25 protein-coding genes are annotated in these 24927 nt (G+C 56.4%); 2 read left to right on the forward strand and 23 right to left on the reverse strand.

What is annotated here, in order from left to right; translation table 11 throughout:
• Positions 1 to 33 precede the first annotated feature (33 nt).
• The 23 genes from K529_RS19240 to K529_RS19350 all read right to left on the reverse strand — a co-directional run bounded on the left by K529_RS19240 (position 34) and on the right by K529_RS19350 (position 21987).
• The gene (locus tag K529_RS19240) at positions 34 to 288 is read right to left on the reverse strand and encodes a hypothetical protein (RefSeq protein WP_005624023.1); all 255 of its coding nucleotides are present in this window, start codon (positions 286 to 288) and stop codon (positions 34 to 36) included.
• Positions 289 to 474: 186 nt separating this feature from the next.
• A complete protein-coding gene (locus K529_RS19245) occupies positions 475 to 1221 on the reverse strand; it encodes a lysozyme (protein ID WP_005624026.1) in 747 nt (248 codons plus the stop codon).
• A 104-nt stretch (positions 1222 to 1325) separates the two neighbouring features.
• Positions 1326 to 1541 carry a hypothetical protein gene (locus K529_RS19250; RefSeq protein WP_005624028.1) on the reverse strand — a complete coding sequence of 72 codons (216 nt, stop codon included), beginning with the start codon at positions 1539 to 1541 and terminating at the stop codon, positions 1326 to 1328.
• Between the two features lie 24 nt (positions 1542 to 1565).
• Positions 1566 to 2396, reverse strand: coding sequence for a hypothetical protein (locus tag K529_RS19255; protein WP_046002530.1), 831 nt, complete (start codon positions 2394 to 2396; stop codon positions 1566 to 1568).
• An 8-nt stretch (positions 2397 to 2404) separates the two neighbouring features.
• Positions 2405 to 2782, reverse strand: a complete 378-nt coding sequence (locus tag K529_RS19260; RefSeq protein WP_005632031.1) for a hypothetical protein — start codon at positions 2780 to 2782, stop codon at positions 2405 to 2407.
• Positions 2782 to 7314 carry a phage tail protein gene (locus K529_RS19265; RefSeq protein WP_052699543.1) on the reverse strand — a complete coding sequence of 1511 codons (4533 nt, stop codon included), beginning with the start codon at positions 7312 to 7314 and terminating at the stop codon, positions 2782 to 2784. The genes K529_RS19260 and K529_RS19265 overlap by 1 nt, the downstream gene beginning before the upstream one ends.
• Positions 7315 to 7318: 4 nt before the next feature.
• Positions 7319 to 7765, reverse strand: a complete 447-nt coding sequence (locus K529_RS24105; RefSeq protein WP_005607661.1) for a GNAT family N-acetyltransferase — start codon at positions 7763 to 7765, stop codon at positions 7319 to 7321.
• A complete protein-coding gene (locus K529_RS19275; RefSeq protein WP_005607664.1) occupies positions 7758 to 8390 on the reverse strand; it encodes a hypothetical protein in 633 nt (210 codons plus the stop codon). Before K529_RS19275 ends, K529_RS24105 begins: the two co-directional genes overlap by 8 nt.
• A gap of 27 nt (positions 8391 to 8417) precedes the next feature.
• Positions 8418 to 9050, reverse strand: a complete 633-nt coding sequence (locus K529_RS19280; RefSeq protein ID WP_005607667.1) for a hypothetical protein — start codon at positions 9048 to 9050, stop codon at positions 8418 to 8420.
• Entirely contained in the window at positions 9047 to 11248 is a 2202-nt protein-coding gene (locus K529_RS19285; protein WP_052699542.1) for a phage tail tape measure protein, read from the reverse strand. The genes K529_RS19280 and K529_RS19285 overlap by 4 nt, the downstream gene beginning before the upstream one ends.
• Positions 11248 to 11574 (reverse strand): hypothetical protein, encoded by a 327-nt coding sequence (locus K529_RS19290; protein WP_005635092.1) that lies wholly within the window; start codon positions 11572 to 11574, stop codon positions 11248 to 11250. The genes K529_RS19285 and K529_RS19290 overlap by 1 nt, the downstream gene beginning before the upstream one ends.
• Before the next feature lie 26 nt (positions 11575 to 11600).
• Positions 11601 to 11939 carry a GTA-gp10 family protein gene (locus tag K529_RS19295; RefSeq protein ID WP_005635094.1) on the reverse strand — a complete coding sequence of 113 codons (339 nt, stop codon included), beginning with the start codon at positions 11937 to 11939 and terminating at the stop codon, positions 11601 to 11603.
• A 51-nt stretch (positions 11940 to 11990) separates the two neighbouring features.
• A complete protein-coding gene (locus tag K529_RS19300) occupies positions 11991 to 12419 on the reverse strand; it encodes a phage tail tube protein (RefSeq protein ID WP_005635096.1) in 429 nt (142 codons plus the stop codon).
• Between the two features lie 24 nt (positions 12420 to 12443).
• Positions 12444 to 12899 carry a hypothetical protein gene (locus K529_RS19305; protein WP_005635099.1) on the reverse strand — a complete coding sequence of 152 codons (456 nt, stop codon included), beginning with the start codon at positions 12897 to 12899 and terminating at the stop codon, positions 12444 to 12446.
• Positions 12896 to 13219 carry a head-tail joining protein gene (locus tag K529_RS19310; RefSeq protein WP_005635102.1) on the reverse strand — a complete coding sequence of 108 codons (324 nt, stop codon included), beginning with the start codon at positions 13217 to 13219 and terminating at the stop codon, positions 12896 to 12898. Before K529_RS19310 ends, K529_RS19305 begins: the two co-directional genes overlap by 4 nt.
• Complete coding sequence (locus K529_RS19315) at positions 13219 to 13539, reverse strand: DUF2190 family protein (protein WP_005635105.1); 321 nt, start codon at positions 13537 to 13539, stop codon at positions 13219 to 13221. The genes K529_RS19310 and K529_RS19315 overlap by 1 nt, the downstream gene beginning before the upstream one ends.
• A 101-nt stretch (positions 13540 to 13640) precedes the next feature.
• The gene (locus K529_RS19320; protein WP_005635108.1) at positions 13641 to 15659 is read right to left on the reverse strand and encodes a head maturation protease, ClpP-related; all 2019 of its coding nucleotides are present in this window, start codon (positions 15657 to 15659) and stop codon (positions 13641 to 13643) included.
• Positions 15656 to 17107: a phage portal protein gene (locus tag K529_RS19325; protein ID WP_052699541.1), complete on the reverse strand. Its 1452-nt coding sequence runs from the start codon at positions 17105 to 17107 to the stop codon at positions 15656 to 15658. Before K529_RS19325 ends, K529_RS19320 begins: the two co-directional genes overlap by 4 nt.
• A gap of 4 nt (positions 17108 to 17111) precedes the next feature.
• On the reverse strand, positions 17112 to 17318 hold the full coding sequence (locus K529_RS19330) for a phage head-tail joining protein (RefSeq protein ID WP_046002529.1): 207 nt from the start codon (positions 17316 to 17318) through the stop codon (positions 17112 to 17114).
• Between the two features lie 5 nt (positions 17319 to 17323).
• Entirely contained in the window at positions 17324 to 19426 is a 2103-nt protein-coding gene (locus tag K529_RS19335) for a phage terminase large subunit family protein (RefSeq protein WP_005612403.1), read from the reverse strand.
• Positions 19426 to 20022 carry a terminase small subunit gene (locus K529_RS19340; RefSeq protein ID WP_005612404.1) on the reverse strand — a complete coding sequence of 199 codons (597 nt, stop codon included), beginning with the start codon at positions 20020 to 20022 and terminating at the stop codon, positions 19426 to 19428. Before K529_RS19340 ends, K529_RS19335 begins: the two co-directional genes overlap by 1 nt.
• 326 nt (positions 20023 to 20348) lie before the next feature.
• Positions 20349 to 20990, reverse strand: a complete 642-nt coding sequence (locus tag K529_RS19345; RefSeq protein ID WP_131664995.1) for a hypothetical protein — start codon at positions 20988 to 20990, stop codon at positions 20349 to 20351.
• Positions 20991 to 21264: 274 nt separating this feature from the next.
• Positions 21265 to 21987, reverse strand: a complete 723-nt coding sequence (locus K529_RS19350; RefSeq protein ID WP_005612407.1) for a hypothetical protein — start codon at positions 21985 to 21987, stop codon at positions 21265 to 21267.
• Positions 21988 to 22958: 971 nt separating this feature from the next.
• On the opposite strand from K529_RS19350, the gene K529_RS19355 reads away from it, so the two are divergent.
• Positions 22959 to 23516, forward strand: coding sequence for a TRADD-N-associated membrane domain-containing protein (locus tag K529_RS19355; RefSeq protein WP_005612409.1), 558 nt, complete (start codon positions 22959 to 22961; stop codon positions 23514 to 23516).
• A gap of 307 nt (positions 23517 to 23823) precedes the next feature.
• Positions 23824 to 24798, forward strand: coding sequence for a hypothetical protein (locus K529_RS19360; protein ID WP_052032000.1), 975 nt, complete (start codon positions 23824 to 23826; stop codon positions 24796 to 24798).
• The last annotated feature ends 129 nt before the right edge of the window (positions 24799 to 24927 follow it).

Here is a 24927-nt window from a genome sequence, read left to right on the forward strand (position 1 = left end):
CGTAAGTGATCGCATGCGAGCTATCGCTTTTTGTCATTCCGTCTTTCCACCTTTCATCCGCCGGATGCGTCCATAGAATTGAGAGGCATCCGCGAGGGCCTGCACGATCAGACTAGATTGCGGTGCGGCATCTATCTCAGCCGCAAGCTCGCGTTTGAAATTGGGTGAGTAACGAGGCGGAGCAGGAACCGCCGAGGCGTCAAAGACAACCCGGCCCGGCTCGCCGCAGGCACTCGAGAAACTCAGAATTGCTAGGGCGAGGCCCCGGCGCAGCACTTCGGATCGCATCTTTCACCTCTCGGGATTGTTGAGCTTCTAGATCGCGAACAGCCTCAGCAGCCGCGTCGTTACGCTCGTGCGAAACGTAAACCGCCATGGCACCACACAGGGCCATGGCGGTCATGATTACCAAAAACGCCCGCCGAGTTTTCGGGCGGGCGAGCATTCCTAAAAAAGCTGAGTAGAGCATAGGGCTCACCGGCTCAGACCGGCGGCCACCAAGGAGCCAACACAAAGGGCATGTTCATCGCGGCGGCGGTTTACCAGACCCGGCACCACACGCCCACCGGCGCGGGTCCATCGCAACAGCTCATCGCATGCGCCAAACAGATCACCGGCATTGGCTTTGCGCACCGCAGTTGAGCGGCAAGCTGCACTCGTACCGACATTGTAGGACCACGATAGAAACGCAGCAGCGGCCCCTTCGGGAAGCGGGGCCTTGAGGCACTTACCTAAGCCCACCGCGTAGTCACGCAATTCTGCATCAAGCATGGCCTCACATTCAGCGACGGTATAGGCATCACCGGGACCAACGCCCTTGGTCTCTCCATAGCAAACAGTCCAAACTCCGATAACATCCTGATAGGCTTGGGTCCGCAAACCCTCCCACTTGCTGACAATCGGGGTTGCAGCAATCGCAACCACGGAGATCATCCCAGCAATTCCAAGGGTGCGCTTGCGCACGCGCACACCGCCGCCATCATCGGAGCGAAATTTTTGCAATGCGCCAGAGAGAGCGGCCTGCTGGAACACGCGCGCAACCACTGCCAAGGCACTTGCGCCCGATGCGAGAACCGCAAAAAGCATCGGATTGATGCCCAGCATATTGGCGCTGACCAGATCGAAAAACACGGGCAATGCTGAAAGGATGGCCGAAACCAACATCAGCCGCACCGACCATGCTCCGCCGAGTACCGAGCGCCAATTTTCAACAAGTTTCATAATTTGATTTCCCTAAACAAAAAGGCTCGCATAAGCTGCGAGCCGCGACATTTCGGATTGGTGATACTGGAGCGCTTAGTGCTATCGCACGCGCTCAAAGGCCCTTACGCTGAAGGTGTGCCGAGCTTCAGAACCGCAGTCAGATTGGTGACGAATGTGGCCCCGCTTGCAGCGGCCATGCGCTTGAATTGGCGCATGTCCAAACCATCCACCGTGTCAGGGATCGTATCGAGATCAGCGATGATCTGCTGCACCGCTGCGATTTGCGGGATGGTGGACACAAAAGGTTCTTCAGATGGGGTTGGGGTGACTTCGGTCATGTGCCAATTCTCCTGTGGCTTTGGTTAGATGTTACGCGCGACCATGACGGTCGTGTCGTGGAAGAATGCCCCTGCATATCCGACGTCTGGAACCAAACCGGGGCGCAGTTCGGCTATTGCGATGCGATCCAAAAGGAACGTGGTGTCGTCGGTTTGACGCAGCCTCGGCACCCATACCGCCCCAGATCCCGTGTAGAGAAACGAGGTGTAATGCGGCGCGCAGACAAATGAGCCGGGCGCGGGTGAGCTGATGTTGTATGTGCGGGTGGCCCCGTTTTCCAAAACAGCCACCATATCGCTCTGAGACATGTAAAAATGCCCCGCGAGCGAGATCATTTTGGCGCGGCTGTCAAAGGCGACTGCGCCACTGGGCTTGCGGATCTGCATGCCGTAATTGCCGCTCAGAGTGGCGGGCAGATTGTCACCGGCCATCTTGAAAGGGAGGCCCGTGGCGTCTGTTCCAACCGCCCACATCATGACCCGTGGCCCATTGCTGGGATACCGGAACGGCACCCCCAGCATACCCCAAATGCCCTCAGTCGGCATTTTCACAAAGGGAAAGGTATTTAGGGGCCAATCGTCATTGCCGGTCAGGACACGGTGGATCTTGTAGAGATCCTGCGACCGGCCCGTTGTGATCCACTTGGTGCCCTTTGCGATCTGCTCGAAGCGGGGCACCTTTGGGTTGCTGCCCCAAGAGGTCGCCCAGTTGTAAAACAAGTGTTTGTCAAACTCCGGGAGGCTGGGCAGAGTTGGCAGGCGGCGAGTGACGCCGCTGTCCATTTCAAAAAGAACGTCCTCATATTCGGTGATTATTTCACCGAGATCATTTTGCAGAGTGATCCCATAAGCCATTTCAAAAACTACCTGTAGTGAATGCCCCAAGCGAACCAGAGAAACACAGCATTGGTGCCGTAGGTTTCCCCGGCCACTGCGCTCAGTTCCTTGGTGGAATTGTCCCAGTGCAGGGTCGGCATGGAGATTGGGTTGTAGAAGAACTCGCCGCTGCGCGCGCCGGGGCCTGCAGCTTCGCCATGTACGAAATTGTCATAGATGGTGTAGCGGAACCCCAGCGGAGCCATCATCAAGGCCCCCCGGTTCTCATCAAAGTCTGGAAAGGTGCCCAGTGACCCGGTGAAAGTCGTAGACCACCCGATGCGAAACACCCGGCGCGGCAGGGTCTGCTGACCTTCCAGAACCAATGACCCGTCCGCATTCCTCATCTCAATCCCATAGGACATTAGGTAAGCCTCCCAATGACCACCCGCGCGACGTCGCTACTGTCGAACACCCGGATACGGTCATCCTCGATCTCAACGCGCTCACCACTGGCGGCACTCTTGAAGTGACCGATGTTCGCAGTGATGGCCGACAGCTCATTGACGTCGATTTTTTCGGCAGTCACCGCACCCGTGGCGAGGCGGTTGCCGCTGATCAGGGTAGAACCTTGCGGGCTGTAAGGGGTTGGTTGACTGGCGGCTCCGGTGGTTTCCACAAGCTGAGGCTTGTGCAGGAACATCCAACTGTCGTTGCTTCCGGCGTTGGTGGCCATCTTGCGAATATGGATCGTCACATATGCCGCCCCCGTGGGGACCTCAGCCTTACCCCAGAGACGGGGCCACTTATCCGGGTTCCCTGAATCAGACAGGGCAGTGGCGGTCGCCAACAACGGTGTGTAGGACAGGACGTCGCCATTGTGGTTCCTGAACTCCATGCGCAACGCAACAATGCACCGGTGCGCAGAGGCATAAACGCTTGCCTCAACCCATCCAACATTGTCTGAAATCGAGACGCCATATGCGGGAGCCACGCCGTTGACCATCGGGGGGCGGTAAGTGATGTCGAGATAACCATCGGTGCCCGCACTCGCCTGATACACCACAAGTGTTGGGTAGTATTTACCTGCCCATGAACTGCCAGCCGTACGAAGGCCGATAGAAGCATCTTCCCGACCACTTCCAAGACCGCCCTTGTTGTCCCAACCTTGCAGGCCATCCGCAAAATCCGTGTTGCCCAGCAGGTTCTTACCAAGGCCCACCACCAACTTGTTGGCCGACAGTGTGCCTTCGGCCACCACATCGTCACCGATCAGCTTCAACAGCGATCCACCGGACCCATCCGGGTTGGCATAGCTGGTGGCTTGGATGCCGCTAATCCGGGTTTCGCCATTCACATCGACGGTTGTCGCGGTCAGGCCCGTCATCGCCTGCACCTTGCCATCAAGTGTGGCCAGCGTGGTGCCCTGTTGCGTGACACTGCTGCTGATCCCATCGATTTGCGACTGCTGACTGGTGAGCACCGAGGTCAGGGCGTCCACCGCTGAGGCGCGCGCTATCGCCTCATCGGTGACCGCCGCGCTGATCTGAGAGGCGACCTGACCTTGCCCCAGCTCTTCATTGGTCGCCACGCGTACCGACATGCGGTGAAACTTGATGTTCTTTGCAGTCAGACCGAATGACGAAAAGTTCGCCATCAGATAGAGGTCATGGTCAACAAAGGTCGCACCGCCCATATCCGGGCGGGTAAACACAGCTTGCGCAACCGTGACCTGTCCAATCGTAACGGGATCGCGCAGCATGTCAGACAATGGGATCTGCCGCCTGCGGTCTCCCGGTACATCCCAATCCAGCAACACCCCTGCGCCGGTCACCGCGCCGCTGAGGAGCGTGAACTCCACCTCAACCACATAGGCGTCGGCGTTTTGCGCGCCGCTCCATGTGCTGCTGTTGGCAATATAGGTCCCTGCGTTCACAGCACCGATATCGAAGTGCAGGGTGTTGCCGGTTGGATAGACCTCATTGGGTAGAGCCACCGGGGCGGTCTGCCATGCATTCCAGCCGCCTTGCTGGTAGCTGTCAAACAATGGGTCATCAATAACGCAGGCTCCACGCGGCCCGATCCGTGCCGCGATATTGGCGCTGGTGGCTGCACTGGCCGCAGCATTTTCCGCATCAGATGCGGATGTTGCTGCGGTGGTTTGGGCTACCTCTGCCCCGGCGCGAGCGGTTTCAGCCGCCGTTTTTGCGGTTTGAGCCGCAGCCGCGCTTTGGCCTGCCTCCGTCTCGCTGGCCCCTGCCACTGAGGCGGAATTGGCCGCAGCACTGGCCGCGCCAGCAGCCCCAGCGCTTTCGGTCACATCTTCGATCAGGACGCGGGCGATTTCGATTTCAGCGGATGGGTTCTGATAGGCTGCAATAAAATACGGAAATGCAAACAGATAGGCCGCATCATCGCCCGACATTGTGTAGTCGCTGGCAAAGGTCTCCCAAGTGTCTTGGGTTGCAAAGCTGATATTCTGCTGGCCAAAGGAACCCTCAAAACCATAATTCTCATTGAACTTGCGCCACTGCGAACTGAAGTGCGGACCCGCTCCAAGCGGGCCGAGGTGACGCGCCACAATGGTCATGCGGTATCTGCGCCCCTGCACGGGCGAGATATAGCCTTTGGGGGCCAGATGAGCGTTGCTCGCCAGATCCGCTGTCACCCATGCGACCCGCCCTTGCCCCGCCACATCGCGGAACCCAATGGAGCTGGTCACACCGCCCTTGGTGGCAGGATCACCGGAAATCGCATGTGCCCAATACCGATCATCGTCACGGAAATCGGAGGGCAGCAGATCGATGGCCGTAGACACCACAACACCACGATGTTCAGCGGCGCTGTTCTCGGCTGTCTCTGCCGCAAGCTGTGCGTCCTCTGCGGCTTGCGCGGCGATCTGCACGGCAGTGTAATCCACCGAAAGTGACGCCACTGCATTCGTGAGATTGTCCTGAACCGTCGCCGCATCCAGTAGCGCCTGCGTGGCGTCCTGCGCCGCCAAATCCGCCGCAGCCTGCGCGGTGTCGATGGCTTGGGTGACTTCATCCGCCAGATCATCAAGAGCAATGCGAATGTCATCCGATACAACATCTAACCATTCCGACCATTCCACACCGCGAGGAACACCGGGAATGTACTTTGCCCGCACCTGATAACCCACATCCGGCAATATCCCGTCAGAGATAACGAAAGAGCCGGTTTCGAACGAATGGGTTTGAGGCTGCGCCACAACAACGCCACTCGATGCCAAGCGTACCTCAAATTTCAGTCCAGCAATATCGTCCACCAGAGTGTACCAGCGAACAAGCAAGCCGGGGCGATTAGCTCCACCAGAGGTGCCTGCGATCACAAATGAGGAAATTGTGAGCCCAACAACAGCCTGCGCAGCAGGGCGCGCGGGAACAACAGGAAAAGGAATTACCGGGCGGTAATCGGTATCGTGGTCCCAACTGCCATGATCCGAGGGATCTACCTCAGTTAGATCAACAATGAGATCGCAATTCGGCAGATCAATGACACCATCAACCCGGAATTGCTTTGCCTGATACCCATTTCGTGCACTCGACCACTCGACAACATCACCCGGCTCAATCAGCCGAAACTTTGCAGGCAAAGAATGAGTGTGACGCCGCGCACGCCGGGCCGCTGCAAGTTCGCCATGCAGCAGGCGCTGAGCTTGAGCAGGATACGGAACAAAAGAGAGCTGAACGTCAGTCATCAGGCGACGCCCACCATCCTCACTCTCGAATTGAGAGTTATAGAGCGGCGGGGTGGATCTCATCACATACCCCTCATCTGGCGATGGGTATGAGGCGATCACGCCGTTTATTGTGTCACTCAGACCGAAGAAAGGTGTGAAGGTCTGTGGCGCGAGGCTCAGAATGTCATCATCATTAAAGTGTGCAATTGGCGCATCAGGCGCGCCAACATATATTTTGAAGACGCCACCCACCTCGCTCATGCGGCCCGCGCAGGAGGTCAGAATAGCCTCAAAAGCGCTCCCCATTTCGCTATTGACGGTGATTTCGCCCGCGCACCGATACAAAGGCTCAAGACCTTGCTCGCCCTGCACACCGGCACGGCATTTCTCGATTTGCGCAATCCAATGATCGGCAGGGAGGCGAGCAGAAGTGAGCCCCTGCAAGCCATAAAACCACGCACCCCCAAAGAACAGACCACGCGCAAGGTTGTAAGCCTGAACAGCGGGAAGCTTATCGCCATCACCTCCCCACGTTGCAGGGTCATTCCAACGGTGATCGCCATCGCCCCCCTGAGTGCTATCCTTGGAAATGTCATACATCTTGACGCCATCAAGGACGAACTTGGTGCGCGGAAACCCTGCGAAAATCTCCTGATTGATCCGAAATGTTACGATAGCATAAGCAATCCCCACCCCGACACGAGCTGCGGAGTATCCGCGTGGAGATCCAGCGTTTACTGTACCGGTCAGAAAGCTATCGGCTACCGTTTGCGTGCCATCGTAGAACTTAACCCAAGCGTGATCTTGCCCGTTCACACGGTACTCGGCTGCGGCGAGCCCGCCCTCTGCGCCTACGTCTTCGAGCGTGACGGATTGACCGTCAATAAACACTCGCTTCAGGCCGGAAACGGGCAAATCGCTCAGCGCGATAACCTGAGTGTAATACGCGTTTGGCGTGTCACCGGAGCGGCCCCATTCCGAGTGCCAGACCAAGGAGCCAGCAGTTAGGTATTCCCCGACCCCAAAGGAGCGAGGAACGCTGCCACCGGTACGCACGTTGCCCTGAATTGAAAACGGATCTGATTCAATGGGGTTAGATTTCTTGGCGAAGGCTTTTGCGAGCGCAGAAACACCGAGCTGCACAGCGGCCCGGAGCAGGAAATTGCCAACGGCGAATGTCCCAAGCGCGCCCAGCCCAATAGTCCAACTGGAAATGGCGGTTACAGCAGCAGCAATTGCGGAAAAAACAGCCATCAAATCACCTCAAAATTTTTAGGAACTTATTTTCAGAGAGACCGAAACCGGCGCGCTCAAAGAAATGCGAAACCCGGACATCATTGAGGCCAGAGAGACCCGCAGCAGCGCACCCCTCAGTGCGCGCCCACGCCTCATAGGCTTGCAACATCCTCAAGGGGAAACGCCCCCGGTGGCTGGGATGAACCCAAAAAACCAACTCTTGAGCGAGACGGACGGGCGCAAGGGGGGATACCGTGATTGACGCTGCCAGAACGCCGGAGAGCGCGCCATCAACTTCAAGGACAAGACACAGCCTATCCGGTCCCTCAATGTACTCCTGAGCAGTCCGTGACGCATGTGCGGCGTTAAATTCAAACGGGATGCCAGAGACCTTGTGAAACTCACGACACATGGACACGACGCCAAACCGATCCTCAGGCTTGGCCGTGCGAATGATGCTCCTAACCATTGCGGATAGACCCGCGCTTGCCCCAGAAAATCAGCCAATCAGCGCAAGTGGTCACATCGGTATAGAAATCATCTCCTTCAGCCCGGCCTATCTGGCTTTCATGGCTGCGCATATCGGGATTGCCCCGCGTTAATTCTTGAGCGCTAGAAACGCACTTGATTGAAACGCTTCCCTCATTTCCCTCTGATGGTGTTTCGACGGGCGCACCATCAACAAACCCCACGAACCGCGAGCTTGCAGGCTCAACCATTCGCATTGATTGAGGGTCAAATTCGCCGCGATAGATTTCAACTTTGGCTTGCCGGATATCGTAAAGCCTCAGAAGCTCATTCACCCGGTCATCCAGTTGAGAGAACTTCACCTCAACCTCTTGAACCGTCAGGTTAGAAACCATCGGGATCGGATCGATTGAGATAAGAGCGCCGACACCTCGGAAATCGTAAACCGCGGGGAGGCCAGTATCAGCGTCGATGACGGTGGCGGCAACGTCGCCAACATCGGACCAAAAACCCTCGGTGATCGGCTCGCCCGTTGATCGCACGCGCGCCGTGATCCGCATAAAGTCACGCACAACGAGAGTTTGAGCCTCAAGCAAAGCCTGAGTGCTTACAGGAATTTCCCGCATGATACTCACCTGATTTTTTGGAATTGGTTAGATGATTTGGATGGCTGAAAATGTCACAGACGACGCAACAAATTCAGTGATGACCGGGGCTTGCTGCCCCGGCTCTAAGATCATCTCGCAAGATGGGCGCTTGAATGTCACCGCCGCCCCAATTTGAGCGCCGGGCCGGATGGCAGGAAACACCTCAACATCAAGATTTCCAGCCGGATCAAACAGCCCACCGACCGTGACCATATGCAACGCCCGAGTTTGGTTTGGGCCATATTCAAACCCGAGATAATCGCCAACAGACAGAGTGAACCCCTCCGGCATGCCCGCCAACCGTACCCCGAAAGCGCTGTCATTTACATCTAGCGCGGTGATGGTCGCGACATCGTCAAAATCCCCCGCCGCGTGAGCACGCGGGAATGGCCGGCGCACATCATGAGCCAAGAATGACCCAACCGAACCATTCAGAGAAATCAGCGCAGCCTCAATATCAGCGGCATCCGCGAGTGGGGCAGGCGAGGTTGTCACACTCACGCGCCACAGTGCGGAGCCGAGATCTTTCGCTTGGGTCCTACCCCCCGCCGTACGGCTCAACTCTTGCCGATGCATCGGCCAAAAGGCGGTATCGCGAACCTTGCAGAGATCGAATAAATCAGAGCGCGGGTAGATCATGACATTTTCCTTCCGGCCTTAGCCTTCATCACAGCCTGCTCAACCTTTGCGTTGAACTGTGCCGCGTCTGCGCGCATGCGCTGATCAAGTTCTTGGACCGCCTGCAAAGATGCCCCTCGCGCATCAATGCTTGGGGCATAGGTGAACTGCATCCCACTGCCTCCAAGCTGCCCAATCTTGTTGTTTGGGATGACTTGAGCGCCCATTGGCAAATTCACCAACTCTGGCCCTCGCTCGCCTACCCACGACAAGCCGCCGCGCCAATTGTCGGTGCCAAGCGCATTGCCGGGAATGCTCAGCAAGTCACCGGTGAGCCAATCGCCACCGCCTAAGATCTTCGAAATTCCGCGAATGGCAAAAATCTTGACCAACTCAATGGCGAAGTTTCTCAAAGCATCTTTGCCGCTATCAATCCGTGTGATCAGATTGCCGATTGCTCCCTCAACATCCTCTGCCATTTGCGCAGCAGGGTTCTTAGAAAGCTCATCGTTGACCTTAGCTAAGCCGGATGCAGCGGCTGAGGTTTTCTCAGGCAAATCGGCATAATGCTCTTTGAGCTGTTCGACGCGAGCGTTGTATTCCTCAAGCGTGATCTCACCTTTGAGCAACGCGGCGCTCAGTGTGGCATGATCCCTCGCCATCATCTTTGTCTTGGCCGAAGCAGGGTCCAGCCGATCAATCAAAGCCTCAAGCTCAGTGCGAAACTTTTCCGTTGCATCAGCCGGGCCATTGTCAGGCTTATCTCCCCCGGCAGGGACACGGGGCGAACCATCTGAACCGCTGCCTTGCGAGGGGAACTGAGAGCGTTTGAATCCCTCAAGCATTTTCATATAGCGCTCAAGCTGCGCCTCAGCAGCATCTAGCTCAGCCTCGGCAGCAGCGGTGTTTTTTGCCATATCTTCCGCATAACCACTGTTGCCACCGGCGGTTAACGGGTTTTGATCCAAGAGATCATTGCCCGCCTTTTCGCGAGCGCGAACCAGCGCCAACTCAGCCTGTGCAGCACTAATCGCGGCGCGAGCCTGATCAATGTGCGTGCCAATGAGTGCCTCACCAGAGGCAACCGCTGCCTCATTTGACGTGTCAACGAGGTCAAGAGCGGCCTGCAATCGCTTTTCAGCTTCCGCCGCAGCATCCGCCGCCTCAGCGCTTTTGCCAAGGCGCGTTGACAGCAGGAAAATGCCGCCAGAAACCGCCGCGATAGCGAGGCCGATCGGGCCGGAGAAAAACGCCATGGCTGCACCCAAGGCAATCATGGCCGTGCCCGCGATTTCCGCGTTTTCAGCGAGGACAACCACGACGCGGGCAAGGCCGCTAATCGCGTTTGCGATAGTGACGCCAAATAAGGTTGCAGCTTCAATAAAAGCTGGATCAAGGATTGCACTCGCGAGGTTGGAGAACCCGCTAACCAGTGAAGATATCGCAGTCTGTAGCGGACCACCGGCAACGGTGGCCTCTTGGAAATTGACAGCCAAACGCTGCAACACCGGGGCAAGCCCCACCGCGAGCTGATTTCGCATCCCTTCAAACACAAAGCTAATACGGCTCAAGGCGTCATTTGCCGCCTCAACCTTAGCTGCCATTTCATCCGTCATGCTGAGGCCGAATTTCTCAACCTCTGTGCGCGCGGATCGAATTGCGCCCGATCCCTGCAACAGAGCCAGTGAAACCTCATTGGACCGCACACCAAATTCGCGCATCAGTCCGGCGGCGTCCTGTGCGCTCAAGCCCATATCATTGATGCGATCTGCGATAGCGCCAAAACGCGCATCAACATCCATTCCCATCAACTCACGCGCATCAAGGCCAAGCCGTTTGAGTGCATCCGCAACCGGGCCGGTGCCCTCGCGCGCGGCCTCTGCGAGGCGTTTACCCATCATCTGCACCGCGCCATTCATTTCGCTCACCGCAACACCCGCATCGCCACCGGCGATTTGCAGGGCGCGCAAGCCATCAATGGAACCATCGACAGAGCGTGCCATCTTGGCTTGCGCATCGACCGCCTCAAGCCCGCCGCGCGTCATGGCAACCATGCCAGCAGTTGCGGCGGCGAAGGCGGCACCAGCAGCGACGCCCGTCATCTTGGCTGCGCGCGACAAGCTGCCCATGAGCGCCTTGGCGCGCCCGATCCCCCGAGACAAATCCGAAGTATCCGCGCCGATCGAAACCTTGAGGTTTCCGATATTCTGACCAGCCATCAGGAAGCCCCCTCTTTCTCGCGTACCTGCGCGAGCTGCTCAGGATCGCCACCCCATGCAAGAAAGAGCTGATCGGCACTGATCCGCACTTGCTCAGGGGTTTGCGGCTCCTGCCGTTTCTCTTGTGTGAACATGCTGCCGAGATCGGGCAGCTTGGTCTGGCGGGATAAAGCGGCGACGTGCCACGCGAGCCAAGCGCGGCCATCCTGCTCAGCGATCAAGTGGCGGCGCGCACCATCCAGACGAGCAACCATTTCGCGCGGTGTGATCTGCCAGAAACTATCTGCATCCAGACCGTGCGCGACATAAGTGCGGTGCAGCTCCAACCAATCCCAAGCTGCCCGCCCGTCGCTTACTTTCCCGGCTCACCATCCCCGGCCTCAGAGGCATCTGGGAAAGCCGCCATAATCGCCTCTGTCATGATCCGCTCATGATCACCGCGCAGGCCATCAATGAGAGCGCCAGCCTCTTCAACCGTGGCCTTGGGGCGCTCGCCCAGCATCAGCGCCCAGAACAGCAGGCGCAAATCCTTCATGCGGGGCTTGCGGCCCTCAGAGAACTTATCAAGGAACTCATCAATTGGCAGATCGGCGGCGTCCTCAAGCTCGCAAATCGCATTTGTCGAAAGGAGCAGGTTGATTTTTTCGCCTTCAAAATCGGCCGCAATTTGGCCGCGCACTTTGTTCGCCATCGGGACGCCTCGTAGGGTGTTGGAGTAAAAATAGGGTTGGGTGGTGCCGCGTTAAGCGGCAACCAGCACCGGCTTGCCAGAAGGCTTAACGGTGAACTCACCCGCCATTGTGGTTGTCGATGGATCGCCGGGTTTCCAGCTCTGAGGGATGCCAGAAAAATCCATCTTCACACCATTGGGGAAGGTAATGCGGAAATCGCCCTTACCCGCCAGCATAGCCGCATAGAGTGCATCAGCAGCCGAGGGGTTGTAGTTAAAAGCGATGGTTGCAGGGTCAGTGTCCAGCAAACCTGCGATATATTCGCGGAAATCATCGGGGCTTTTCAGATGCGTCACATCGATGGTTTCTCGCGTGATCGCGGGCGAGGTGATTGAAGTGACCTCAAAGCCAACTTCTGTGTAAGCTGTAGAGCCACCATCTACACCATCACCGATGGAAAAGGTGGACTTCATGCCAGTTTGGGCGCTCGTTACGGTCATTTCCGAAACTCCGATTTTTAGAGGTTAAAGGGATGGATCATCCGGCGTGACGCCAAACGTGATCTCGAATTTCATCAGCCGCGTACCGATCAGCACCGCGCCCTGATTTTGGGCGATCTCGACAGACACAAGCCGGTTGGAACGCGCGAGACCAAAGCCCCCCGCGCCGATCATGATTTGCTCAACGCCAAGCTGCATATCGTCAAGCTGATCCATAGGATCGCCACCGCCTCGCGCCATCAAAACGACATCAAGGGAGAGAATTCGCGTGACCTCATGCAAACTCTCATGAGAAACAGTCTCACCAGCAGTAAACACATAGAGGGCTGGCAACTTGTCCTCAGGCACCACCCAACCGGCGGGAGCGACATCCAACAGCGCGACAGTGGGACCAGACCCAGCATCAACCGTAATCTCGGCGGCTTTGAGCGCGGCCTTGCAGCGATGTCGGATCTCTTTGGCAACCAAGGTGGAGCTCATTCGACCACCTCCAATTGTGCGGTGACAAGGGCATCAGAGGCGGGGCTTGAGCTTTCCTCGAGAAAGAGAAACCGATAAATCTGCCCGTCTTTGGGATCGACCAGATCACCCTCGCTGAGATCAGCAAGCTCGTGGCGCGGAGCGCGCAGAACAGGCACCAGCGTCTCAATCTCTAAGCCGTTGTGACCCTCAACCCGACGCGGAACCATTCGAAAGACTGCGATAGTATCCCGCGCCTGAGGCGCTCCATGGTGCAGTGTGACGGTGCCACCAAAAGCCCGCGCGAGCGAGCTGGCGACACCGCGAAACGGTCCTTGCATCAGAGCAGGACTACAATGCCGTTGTCAGACGGGTCAGCGGCGGGCGATGCCGCATAGCCAATATGCGCGTTGCCACTGGCGACGGTGGTGCACTGTTTGGCAGTGTTGTTCCAATAGACTTTCGCCCCCTCATCCCATGACTGCGCCGGGAGTTTGTTGAGATTGAAAACCCCCTTGCGCACAATGGTTACGTCTTCGCCTTCTTTGGCTGAAACGGCGGCGACACCGAACATTGAGCCGACAAGAACGCCACCACCAGACAAGACGTCTGCGGGTGCTTTGATGGTGATTTTTTCACCGGGTTGGATATAGTTTTTCATCTGTTTTCTCTTTCAGGGGTTACCGGGGTTCAAAGGTGAACGCTCAGAAAAAAGGCACCCATTGGGTGCCTTTCGTCGCTAAAGGTGAGATGTGGCCGTACTTAACCGCGCTGGTACACGCCCATGTAGCCGACCGCGCCACAGGCAAAGTCATGCTCGATGGTCATGCGGGTGCCCTGCGAACCAAACGGGTCATCGACCCGAACGCGAGGCGCGCGCGCTCCGTCAAGATAGCCATGCTTGAAGGAGTGCGTTTTTTTCGCAGGATCGACAGAGAGGAACCACTTGCTGTCTTCGATCTCTTCGGACACCACAAGGCGAAGCTTGCGGGCCAACGGATTGACGTTGGTTTGCTCTGCCGCCAACAGTGGCGCAAGGAACTGCTCAGCCTCGGTTTCACGTTCTGGACCAACGATGAGGAACGCCGGTGCGTTCTGTTTCAAGTTGCGCTTGTCAGACAACTTGTGAGAACGCATGGCCTTGCGACCCTCGCCAACTGTTGCGGTTGTGATGTTGCCAGCCCCGCCCACGTTGCCATGATCCGCATGGAAAACACCCTTGCCATCGGAAAGCTTGGGATTGCTCAGCAGCATCGCCCAAAAGGTTTCTTCTTCGAACTCCGGCACGATAGAGGCAGCATTCAGAAGAACCTCAGCAATGGCCCCCATGGCGTCATTGACCATCAGTTGACGACTGACGGAAATGCCGGTGCCGTAGGATGCCAGGGCGATGGTTTCTTTATTTTCACCAAATGTGCCGAATTTGATTTCGCCATGTTCCCCGACCTTTTTCAGCGTCGGAAAGTTATCGGGGCGAACAATGCTGTGCTCACGGAAATCGTTGAACGTCATTTCACGCGAGAACGCCCCAAAGGTCGGCTCTGCCAGATCATAGGCGCTCTCAATCACGGTGTTGAACGCCGTGGACAGGATCAGCGGAAAATCAGATGTGCTGTGCCCGGCGCTCATCAGAACGTCAGCCTTTGCACCGACCGAGCGCGGGCGTGATGCCCCGGTGAGATCAGCGGCCATTTCAACGAAATCCATTTCCATGAATGCGTGCGCACGCTCATCGACCGGATCGCGGCCAAGCATCTGAGCAACTGCTGCCTCGGTCATACCGATGCGCTTGGTTTCGCGCTCATCTGTCACGATCCGTGTGCGCTGCACACGGGGCTGACCGGCAGCAGCAGCGGCCATGATCACCCGGTTCGCCTCATCCAGCGATGTACCATCATCGCACATGCGATCAACTTCAGCTTGGCCGACATGGGCCATGAACGGCGCAGCCGCTTCACGAATGCCCTTGATGCGAACGCGATCAGCAGCGACCGCATCGGCGGCACTCATAACCAGCTCAGCAACCGGGGCGGGTGCTGGCACATCGGCGGGCGCGGGGGTGTTCTGTTTCGACATGGAAATTCCCTTTTTGTCATCGGCCTCTTGGCCCGTTTGTTGGCTTGCGCCATCCTCAAGGCCCGCCTCAGCGGCCTCAAATCTCATCTGAACCTCGCGAGCGCGGCTCATGGCTGCGCTAGCGGCAACGATGGCGGCGGCATGGTTCATGGTAGGGGTTGTGTCATCGCTGTCAGACGCAGTGGCCACAGCATCAGCGAAACCCTTCTCGACTGCCGAATAGGCGGTGAGCATGGTTTCTGCGCGCATAAGCGCACGCGCCTCATCAGGGGTGATCCCGGCGCGCGCGGCATAAACCCCTGCATAGGCCCCTGCCATCACGTCCAGTTCTTCGGCTTGCGCCGCGAGATCTGCCGGATTTCCGTATGCGCCAGTTGAGGGATCATGAATAAGCATCAGCGATCCCGCTGACATTTCGATATGATCAGCCGACATGATCATGAGCGAAGCGGCTGAATGCGCGTTACCCGTCACCTTGACCGTTACATTGCCGGGATGAGCGTCGAATGCTGCGCGGATTGCCTCACCCTCGCTTGGCATCCCGCCATCAGAGTTGACCAAAACGGTCACATCACCTTGATTTTCCTCAAGGGCTTCTATGACCATCCGCGCAGAAAAAAGGCCCGTGTCAGCGGGCCAAATATATTCATCTTTGACGATGGTACCGAAAAGCCGGATCACGCCACTTTGAAACAATTCGCTCATGAGCTGTTCCCTTGTTGGGTTTCATTTCCCACGCCCGGCTCATCCGGGGCGGGTTTAGGTCTGGCGGCATCCTCGACACGCTCACGCGCAATCGTGTCAGGGTCCAAACCCATCGCGCGCTGCTCACGCGAGAGGCTCGAAAGGCCCGCCTCAACTTTTTTGATGATGGCCGGAATTTCCTTGGTTGGATCAATCAAGGCGCGGCGCTGCGCGGTCCAAGCCATGCCTAGCGGCGCAACGCGCCGGGTGGCTTTGAGGCGGTAAGCATCCAGCGCCCAACGCCCAACGCCAGCGCAGAATTGCGCGATCAGAATTTGCTCTTGCCACGTCTCGACATTCTTATCCATTTCCAGCCGACCGGCCCGCATGGACGAAAAATTGACGTTGCTGAGATCCCCGCTCAGGCTTTCGCCCGTGATGCCGATCCCCATCGCAACAGCCCAAAGACCGAGGCGCATAACTACGTTGTAGTCATCGACCCGTGGCGGTGTTGTGAAAGTGACTTTTTGGCCCTCATCAGTATAGACGAAAGCCCCCGGTGCGAGCTTATCCAAGCCGCTCGCCCTTTGGCCGTTTTCGTCAACAGGCGGACCATCCGGGCCGCTTTCGACAACACCAGCCAAGAGCGCGCTAATCTTCTGTTTTAGGATTTGCGCCTCTTGATAGTCGCGCATTTCCGCCAACGTCACCATCACCGGAGCAAGCCACGGCACGCCGCGCATTTGGCCGGGGCGATCAATGCGCCTGATGTGCAGAACATCCGAGGCAGGCACCCGCGAACTTTTCAGCGTGCGTTTGCGGGTTGCTGATCCGGGGTGTTGTTGGAAAATCCAATACCCCACCACAACGCCGGTCTCAGCGTCGTACTCGATGCCATCAATCACCTCATTGTCACCATGCGATTGCACCGTGCTATCAAGATGATCAATCTCAAGGATCTCCACACGTAGCGGCAATGTTGCGTTTGCGTCGGACACCGTGCGGCGGATCGCTAAGACCTCGCCGCTTTCAAACACCGAGTTGCAAACCACGCTTTGCATGGTGGCGAAATTCATGGCCCGGTGCGCGTCAATTTCTGTTGATTCCAGAAATGGCAGGATCACCTTGGCCGCAGCATCCGCCGCCGTTTTGTTGCTGCCCGTGATTGAGGGCGCAATACCTGCCCCAACCACGTTGTTTGTGACGACCGATTGCGCACGCTTGGCAAACGGGGCGTTGCGGATCAGATCGCGCGAGCGTTGCCGCAGCAACCGGCGAGAGCCAAGCGAGGCAGCATCCGCATCCGTCGCCGGGGCCTTCATACCCTTGACGCGGCGACCCATGCCGCCCGCGTCGTAATTCATCAGGATAGACGCACGCGCCTTTGCCTGAATACGGGTAAGACCGCGCACCGGAGAAACGGCCAAAATGGCCCGATCCAAGAGCGAGGCGTTGGAAAAGTGCATCATCAGATCACACCCCGCGATCAGTTTCAGCGTAGCGCACCGGGAAGGAAACCCGCGCCTGCGCGGGCTTCAATTCGGCCTCAATGAGCCGCCTAATTCTCAGCAGCTCATTGAGATCACGATATTGAACCATTTCACCCGCGATCATCGCTTGCTTGAGCCCGCCGCTGATCATCTGATTGATATTGGCTAGGTCTTGCGGTGTGTATGCCATTGCGATCACTCCAAATAGGACATGCGCCGAACGGGCTTGCGCGCCCGTGTGGCTGCGGCAGGCGGCGCAGGCGGGGCCTCGCCCACAGCATCCAGCTCAACCGCATTGGGGTTTGACAGGCCACCTAAGGCCCAAGGTTTCGGATTGGTGGGGTCCAGTTTCAGAACCCCCTTATGCTCAGCCAGCGCTTGCGCGTACCCGCTCAAGTCAATGCTCTCGTTTCGGGGCATGTTGGCGCGCTTTTTCCAGCCCTTGTCAGTGCGCGTTTCGGCGGTGAACTCTTTGAGCCGAGCATCGGGCAACCAATCACCGAGGATCAGCGCCCCCGGCCCACCATCCACGCGCCCAAGCGCGGCAAATGTCGTGTCTTTGTGCTTGTCGGTTGCGATGTTCAAAAGCTTGATATCGCGGACCTTACCGCCATCGCTGGCCCGATTGGGTGCGCGATACCATTGCCGACCCTCGACTTTGAAACCACCGTGACCGCGCACCATGAACCACTTGGACGCCTCGCCTGCCTTTCTGCGCGCCTGCCAAAATGCGGTTGCGCGATCTGACACGCCGGGCTTGCCGTGAAAGTCACAAGCAAGCGCCATTGGCCGCAAACCATAGGCGGCACCCTCAACCGGATAGACCGCCTGCATCACCGGTAGCAGAGCATCCCAATCCTCGAGATACGTGTGCGGCTCGAGCAAGCGATCCTCTTGCCCCGGCGCACCCTCTGGCACGTCCTTGACCGGGAAACGGTCAATGATCGCCCTCCGCCCATCAAGGCCAAACGCCGTGATTTGGACCTCAAAATAATGCGCTTGCACATCGACAGAGGCGATGATGAACCTCGCCCATTCGGGCGCAACGCCTTGGGCGTAGGGTTTGCAGATTGCCCGCAAGTCCTCGACCGTCAGCGCTGCCTCATCGCGCATTGCACGCGGTAGATAGGGCAAGCCCTGATCCGTGTTGATGGTTACTTGCAGTAGCCCCTCATCGCCACCGGCATTGAAAGCCCGCAGGGCAGTTTCAAACTTACTTACCAGACGCGCCCAAGACGCAAATGCCGCCGCCGCACCGTTGAGCCAATAGCTCACCCGATCCGATTTCAGCACCTCGCCGCTATCAATGCGAGCTAGGCCACCATCAGCGGTTTCATGTAGCCAATACCCCGACCGATTGAGGGAAACCTTTTGGCTATGCTCAATCACGCACCCATGATGCGGGCAAACCATCACCGCTGAGGCACCCGCCTCAGCCGGGCTCAGTTTTTTGTCATAGTGCAAGCGATCAAAGCGAGGCTCGAATGCCTCGCCGCAGGTTGGGCAATCCCAATACCAACGCCCCCGCGTACCGCCGTTGTAAAGCTCCAAAATTCCACCGGCGACAGGCGGGGCCTCATGTGGCGTTTGTGGCTTCCATTCGGGATCGGTCACAACATGACCGGGGGATGCCTCTGCCACTGTCATACCGCGCGAGCCGAGCGTTTCGGTACGCTTGGCCCCCATCGCAAAAGGCGAGCCTTCCTTGCCGATATTGAGCGGCATCCGGTCCAGATCGGTCAGGAGAACCGTGCGCGTTGTTTTCCCGCTCAGAAACGCCTTGGTTGGCGCACCAATGGAAATCTTGGCCCCGCCAATGAATTTCTTGCTGAGGATGTTGCGATCAGATCGGCCCCGGCCTTGCCGTTTGGCAAGCTCAGGGCTGTTTTCGATCATAGGCATCAATTCCTCATCAACCCATGCCTCAGCCGTGGCCTCAGTCATGTGGACGATCTGGCAAACACCCGGATCGCAAATCACCAGATGGCTCACGGTAGACAAGAGCATCACAGTTTTGCCCGCACGGGCAGGCCCTGCAAAAATCACCTCACGGTAGCGCCGAGAGGTCGTCATATCGGCGGGCTCAACCATGTAAGGCGTCACGCCCCGGTCAAAATCCGCCCAACGACCGTTGGCGTTGACTTTCATATGAGCCTCAGCCGCATCAACTACGCCCATTCGAGTTGCCGGGCTCAAGCTTGGCAGGGCTTGTTCAAGTACTGCGGGGGCGCTCGAATAGGGCGGCATCGGCGGCAGTTCAGGAATTTCACCGGCGCGTCGATTTGGCAAAGTCACCATCAGATCAATCCCCGATCCAGTGGATCAACGACCTCAGGCCGCTCTCTAAGCGCCGCCGCCTCAATCGCGATCTTTATCGCCCGCAATATCCCGTCATTGTAGGCGACGACGCGCTCGACATCCTCACCGCTCAACGAAAATTCCCTCTCAAGCCAATCCGGCAAACCGTCTAGCCCGGCGCGGACCTCGCCAAAAACGAGATCAAGCAACTCAACCATTTCATCAACTTGGACCAGAGAGCGCCGACGTTCAGCGGCTTGCATCCAAACAAGCTCAGCCTGCGCCAGCTCGCGCATCTGCGCGGGGCTCAATCCAGCCTTTTGATCTTTTTTGTCGATACCTAGAAAGGCCATGCGCTGTTGCGCGACAAAGTCATCAGCCGCTCGTTTTTCGGCAGCGGCGCGGGCTTGGCTTTCGTCAAACCATTCTTTGCAGGCGGAGAACAGGAAGCCGTAGGCGACACCATTGCCACCCTCGACCTCAACCGGCATCCCTTTGCCCCGCCATTTATCAATCGTGTTTTCAGAGACGTTGAAAATCTGCGCGATCTGCGCACGGTTCAATAGCGGCTCATCGCCGCCGACAGTATCGGACATGGCTCAGCCTCTCTAAGATCAAATGGGCCGGGTGGCACATCGCCAATCCCGACCCGGTGCCGAGACAACCCGGCCCAAAAATGCGCTATGCGCGAAAGCTATTCTGTTTTCGATTTCATGGCCCAGCGGCGAAGCGCGTCGCACTCCGCTTCCGTCAAGCCCATCTGGATCGGTGCCCGCCGGGATGGCGAGACCACCAGCGCAACAACAACATCAACGCCAATCTGCACCTCTTGAGAAATTCAAACACAACAATCACATGCGGCGCGAATTACCCGCATGTGATACAGGTCCGGGAAGGACCCCAATATCTATTTCAGGCGCGATCACCGGGCGGTTTTCACAGCTTGCCGCAGCCGCCTTGCGATGGCCGGGGCAATGGTCGCGCTCGCCTGCCGATGAGCGCGAGGCACAAACTTGAGGCGCGGTGTGTAAGTCACCGCGCTTTTATATGCGACCAACAGCTTGAGGCCCTTGCGAGCGCCGACAGTTCCGACAGCGCCAGACTGCGCACCCCTCGCTTTTGTTCTGCGCTTTCCACGCTTGGGGCGTTGCCAGATACCAGACACCCCATTGACCGTGCCGGAGAAAACATTCGGCTTAGCAAGGCTGCGCGCCAATGCGCCCTTGGGCATGTTGCCATACTTGTTGAGGCGTTGATTGACGGGAACGACAACAGCGCGGCGCTTTGCCCGTCGCTTCCCGCCTGTGGCTTGCAATGCGAGGTAATCCGCCTGCACCGGTTTGAAACCAACTACGGCAACAAGCTTTCGCTTAGACGCGCGGTGCACGGCTAGGCCGCGCTTTGTGAATGGGGCTGGCCGGTCAAGATCGCGCTCAAGTGCAGAGCCCTCCGCCTCTACGATCTGACCGGCCACATCATTGATGCCGAGGGCAGTTGCGAATGGTAGTTGCGTCTTCGCAAGACCATTCAGCCGCCGCTCAATCGCGCGTGTATCAACGGACATTTGCAACATCAGATTTGAGCCTTTTCCGGTCACGCTGGCCTGAGCGGTGCAACGCACCCCGACATCGGCTTGAGAAAAGGCGCGAGCCATACCACAGCGAACAGCACCGGGGCCAAAGCAAAACCGCCCGCGATCCGTTTGGAAGCGCGAGCGGCTCTGAGGCATACCTCTAATCAAGTGGTGAACCTTATAAGGTTAGGTTCCGTGTTTTGTCAAACTTTCCCGAGCGACGTACCAAGTGAAACGCGCGGATTTCGTGTTGCGCTATACTAAATCAGTGAAGCGAAGGGGCAGGGTGGGGCGCAGTTCGCGCCACCAAACCTAAGGCGCGGGCCATTTCCTCAAGCTGGTCTTCCGCCGCGCAACTGAGGCGAGCAACGTCGCGTCGATGCCCTGACCACCCCGCAGCCAACAGGATTGATTTCATATCGCTGTTATTGAGGCAAAGTGCGTCAATCAACTCGCGCGCCGTGATCGCGCGTCGACCAGCGCCACCGCGTGCGCTTGGAGCCAACACGACTGCGCCGCGCTCAAGCGTGTGCTCAACCGCCTTGATGGTGCCCGCGTGGAGAATGCGAGTTGTTGCTCCGCCATCATTAGTTGCTGCGCCACCATCGGCTTTGATGCCCTCCACTGAGGCACCTGCAACCGACCCGATCTTTTCAACAGCGAGAGCATACCGATCTGCTGCCACCCGGCGCGCGTCACGTTCATCCATGCGCCCAAGAACGGCAGGAAGGCGGCGACGTGCGGTCAAAAGTCCCGGTGCTGTCACAATGACAGGCACACTTGCAACAACCTTTGCACCGTGCGAGCCATCCTCAATGGCGCTCGCGCCAGTATCCACCACCTGAACCAGTTGCATAGCTTGGCGCGCTGGACCTGCGCACCCGCGATCACCCCCACCAATTCCTATCCGTGCGCGGCGATCCGCGAGCGTGGAAATGATCTGCATATTGATGCGCTCTGCTCGTGCGCGTGCTGCCGCTTGTGTCATGGTAGATCGGCCTCCGCCTGTTGCTGTATTTGCACCCATTAGGGTGCTCACCCTGACTATATACACCATAAACGTCACCTTAAAGGGTTAAATGAGCCCAATAAGATTTTATCATGGGAGTGTTAGATTAGGGTCGGACTAACATTTTTTGCTAATCCCAAGGCTAAGTTGTTGTTAATGTGTAATTATTATCCGTATTTCTCTAATTTGGTAATATGGAACTAGTATTCCCGTATACACACAAGGCAACCAAGGAATGTGCATTCACGCATTGTATATGCGAAAGAGCGCAACCTTGATCATTTCAGTACCTTGTTCCCGTCTCAAGGGTTATCGTGTTGATTTTACTTGCTAATAACCCTGTTTCCCGATTTTTCTTAATACCAACACAATTCCAAAATAGGTGACACATTCCCAACTATCTGCACGCTGCGCACCAGCGCTCCGCAAATCTGCGCCTCATATCCCGAATGCCTGACCATGCCTCTACACTTAGCCCGCCGTCCTGAGCCATGTGATTTTCGTCGGTGCAGGAGGCGGAGGGGTGCAGGGAGAGCAAAGAAAAAAGCACGGCGGCAGAACGAGTGCAGCGGCGCGATTGTTTGGGGTTCTATGGATGAGAGAGTTGAACATTGCGCTCAACAATTAGATAGCGAGATCACACGCCACACTGTGAATGCAAGCGAGAACCACAGCCGACCATACGGCGCGCAGCTTCATGGTTGGCTTCGAGCAGATCGAAGGAACACTAAAGTAAATGGATCAATCCGCTTTGCAACAATTCAATGCCACACCAGAAAAGAGAGGTGCAGACTTCTCAGCAAGCGAGCTTAACATCGGCCCTTAAGCGGAAAGGATCGGAGCATAGCGAGCATGTGATTAGGCTCCGCCTTGCATTTAACTAGACTTCCTCAAGGTGCGCGGTACTGTAATCCATAGATTACCCTATGTTCGCGTTCTAAGGAGCTATTATGTTTTTCGATGTGGTTAGTTTAACTTCTGAGCTAATAAAAATTAGTAAGGAGGAAAGAGCAGAGGCGCGAACTGAAAAAAAGGACTTACTTAATAAGCTGGAGAATGCATCTGGTGAAGATATATTTAAGCTAATGAACTTAATAAGCTTCGCGAATATGGATGAGTTTGTTGCCGAGGCGCGTTTGCATGCGCAGCAGAGTTTTAAGATTTGTATGTTTTCAGCAATTGCTGGGTTTATAATCATCTGTGTTTCTGTTGGTTATGGAATTTATTTTCAGCTTAATAATATTGAAGGATTGTCGGCTTCATATTTAGGTGCTGTAGCTGGCTTGGTTACCGAAGGTATTTCGGCAATTTTCTTTTCTCTGTACTCCAAGACGACAACCCAAGTTAATCATCTACATGATAGGCTACTGGGTAGCCAATCGGCGTATTCAGCTTTGCTAAGCACCTCGCTCCTTTCAGGTGAGAAAGCTCGTGAGGAGCAGATAATATCGGTTTCGAACAAATTTATGTCGCGGTTAGATGGCTTGGATAAATCAGGCAGTATTTGAGGTATAAGTTGAGGCGCACGCCGGATGTGAGCGATGATGCATCTAGCAGTATCGGCGAAGTGGGCACCAAGAAGTCTTGCGGCGGCCTAAAGTGTCGTTGCAGTACGGTCTCGTGTGAGTTGACCAATAGGTATATCCCGCAAACCCAGAACGAACTCGGTCTTCGACTGTAGTCGCACCTTCTCAAGCCGTACATGTTTATTTGATCCACGGCACTGAGAAGTTTGGTGTCCGGGCATCCATGATGTTGACATTGGCCGGGAATTGTCGAAGGGTTTCTTCAAGTGCTTGCTTTGTGGAGATTTCTTTGGAGAAAATCAGATTTCATTTTGAAGGTGCTCTCTCTGCCGAGCACCATTTAAATTTCTACGAAGCGGCACGATTTCAGTATGCTGCTGCAAGATTGACCACTAAGCTGATTCAATTTCAGCATCATGGTAACTTCAATAAGCGCATTACTGATAAGACGAACAAAGATGCGCTATTGGCTACCCATAAGGATGGTTCATTTGACATATCCATTTTGGTGCCGTTCGCGATGGCGGCGGCTGAGACTTTTGTGACGACGCCAGTCGGCGCACTCATGTCTTATGTCTTCGAGCGTGTTCTTGGAAAGACCAGCAATAGTGAAGTTGTCGATGCTCTCAATGCTCAGACAGTAATTGCTGAGCAATTCGGGCGAGTAAGCGACAACGATACTGCTACTGTTCAGCAAGCGCTTAGGATCATTGAACAACAGCAGCGAGATTTATCTGAAGCTCATGATCAGAACACCAAACACTTAGAGAGACGCATTGCTGAACTTGAACGCGAGCGTCTGTTGGGCGCTCGAGAAGATCAGATAAGCAAGATTGACGACGTACGGCAGGAAAAGCTTCTAGCTATGGCGGCTCCTCTGGTTGGAGAGATGGCAACCGCACTCCGTCGATCCGCCGACACGCTTGAGATTTTTGACGAGACTCTTCCGGGAACGTCGCACCGTTTCCTTTATTTGGATAGGGAAATGGCTGAAGAAATCATCATCTCAAAAGTGGATGATCAGATTACGGCTATCAGAGTTGATATTGTCCAATACAATAAGGAAACTGGATGGGGAAAGTTGCGCCTTTCTACGTCACGAGACCTTATTACCTTCAATGTTCCGACGGACGTGAAAGAGCGTCTGCGTGAAAGAATTGTGGTAGAGATGAGAAAAACGCAGACATTTGTTCAGGTCTACTATGTTAGAGATCGAGCAAAAGAGCCTAAGCGTATGATCCTTGTTGGGATTATTGACGAGTAGAGAGTTAAATTGAGATTGCTAGTTGTTGCAGAGTTCCCTACGGGATGAATCTTGCTGTGCTTTGCTCTCCATGAAGCGGGGTATGGCGTTGTTTGAGCAAGCTGAGCGGAATTGAAGGCGCGCTCTCGC

This window comes from Tritonibacter mobilis F1926 (genome assembly GCF_000376545.2).
Lineage (GTDB): Bacteria > Pseudomonadota > Alphaproteobacteria > Rhodobacterales > Rhodobacteraceae > Epibacterium > Epibacterium mobile.

Bases quoted from the DNA above. Each gene is read 5' to 3' on its own strand.
- K529_RS19280 (WP_005607667.1), bottom strand. From the start codon at position 9,050: ATGATCTACCCGCGCTCTGATTTATTCGATCTCTGCAAGGTTCGCGAT.
- K529_RS19315 (WP_005635105.1), bottom strand. From the start codon at position 13,539: ATGAAAAACTATATCCAACCCGGTGAAAAAATCACCATCAAAGCACCC.
- K529_RS19305 (WP_005635099.1), bottom strand. From the start codon at position 12,899: ATGAGCTCCACCTTGGTTGCCAAAGAGATCCGACATCGCTGCAAGGCC.
- K529_RS19255 (WP_046002530.1), bottom strand. From the start codon at position 2,396: ATGGCTTATGGGATCACTCTGCAAAATGATCTCGGTGAAATAATCACC.
- K529_RS24105 (WP_005607661.1), bottom strand. From the start codon at position 7,765: ATGGTTAGGAGCATCATTCGCACGGCCAAGCCTGAGGATCGGTTTGGC.
- K529_RS19330 (WP_046002529.1), bottom strand. From the start codon at position 17,318: ATGGCATACACACCGCAAGACCTAGCCAATATCAATCAGATGATCAGC.
- K529_RS19245 (WP_005624026.1), bottom strand. From the start codon at position 1,221: ATGAAACTTGTTGAAAATTGGCGCTCGGTACTCGGCGGAGCATGGTCG.
- K529_RS19355 (WP_005612409.1), top strand. From the start codon at position 22,959: ATGTTTTTCGATGTGGTTAGTTTAACTTCTGAGCTAATAAAAATTAGT.
- K529_RS19265 (WP_052699543.1), bottom strand. From the start codon at position 7,314: ATGGCTGTTTTTTCCGCAATTGCTGCTGCTGTAACCGCCATTTCCAGT.
- K529_RS19285 (WP_052699542.1), bottom strand. From the start codon at position 11,248: ATGGCTGGTCAGAATATCGGAAACCTCAAGGTTTCGATCGGCGCGGAT.
- K529_RS19250 (WP_005624028.1), bottom strand. From the start codon at position 1,541: ATGACCGAAGTCACCCCAACCCCATCTGAAGAACCTTTTGTGTCCACC.
- K529_RS19260 (WP_005632031.1), bottom strand. From the start codon at position 2,782: ATGTCCTATGGGATTGAGATGAGGAATGCGGACGGGTCATTGGTTCTG.
- K529_RS19310 (WP_005635102.1), bottom strand. From the start codon at position 13,219: ATGCAAGGACCGTTTCGCGGTGTCGCCAGCTCGCTCGCGCGGGCTTTT.
- K529_RS19340 (WP_005612404.1), bottom strand. From the start codon at position 20,022: ATGTCCGATACTGTCGGCGGCGATGAGCCGCTATTGAACCGTGCGCAG.
- K529_RS19320 (WP_005635108.1), bottom strand. From the start codon at position 15,659: ATGAGCGAATTGTTTCAAAGTGGCGTGATCCGGCTTTTCGGTACCATC.
- K529_RS19295 (WP_005635094.1), bottom strand. From the start codon at position 11,939: ATGGCGAACAAAGTGCGCGGCCAAATTGCGGCCGATTTTGAAGGCGAA.
- K529_RS19240 (WP_005624023.1), bottom strand. From the start codon at position 288: ATGCGATCCGAAGTGCTGCGCCGGGGCCTCGCCCTAGCAATTCTGAGT.
- K529_RS19335 (WP_005612403.1), bottom strand. From the start codon at position 19,426: ATGGTGACTTTGCCAAATCGACGCGCCGGTGAAATTCCTGAACTGCCG.
- K529_RS19325 (WP_052699541.1), bottom strand. From the start codon at position 17,107: ATGATGCACTTTTCCAACGCCTCGCTCTTGGATCGGGCCATTTTGGCC.
- K529_RS19275 (WP_005607664.1), bottom strand. From the start codon at position 8,390: ATGCGGGAAATTCCTGTAAGCACTCAGGCTTTGCTTGAGGCTCAAACT.
- K529_RS19345 (WP_131664995.1), bottom strand. From the start codon at position 20,990: ATGTCCGTTGATACACGCGCGATTGAGCGGCGGCTGAATGGTCTTGCG.
- K529_RS19300 (WP_005635096.1), bottom strand. From the start codon at position 12,419: ATGACCGTAACGAGCGCCCAAACTGGCATGAAGTCCACCTTTTCCATC.
- K529_RS19350 (WP_005612407.1), bottom strand. From the start codon at position 21,987: ATGACACAAGCGGCAGCACGCGCACGAGCAGAGCGCATCAATATGCAG.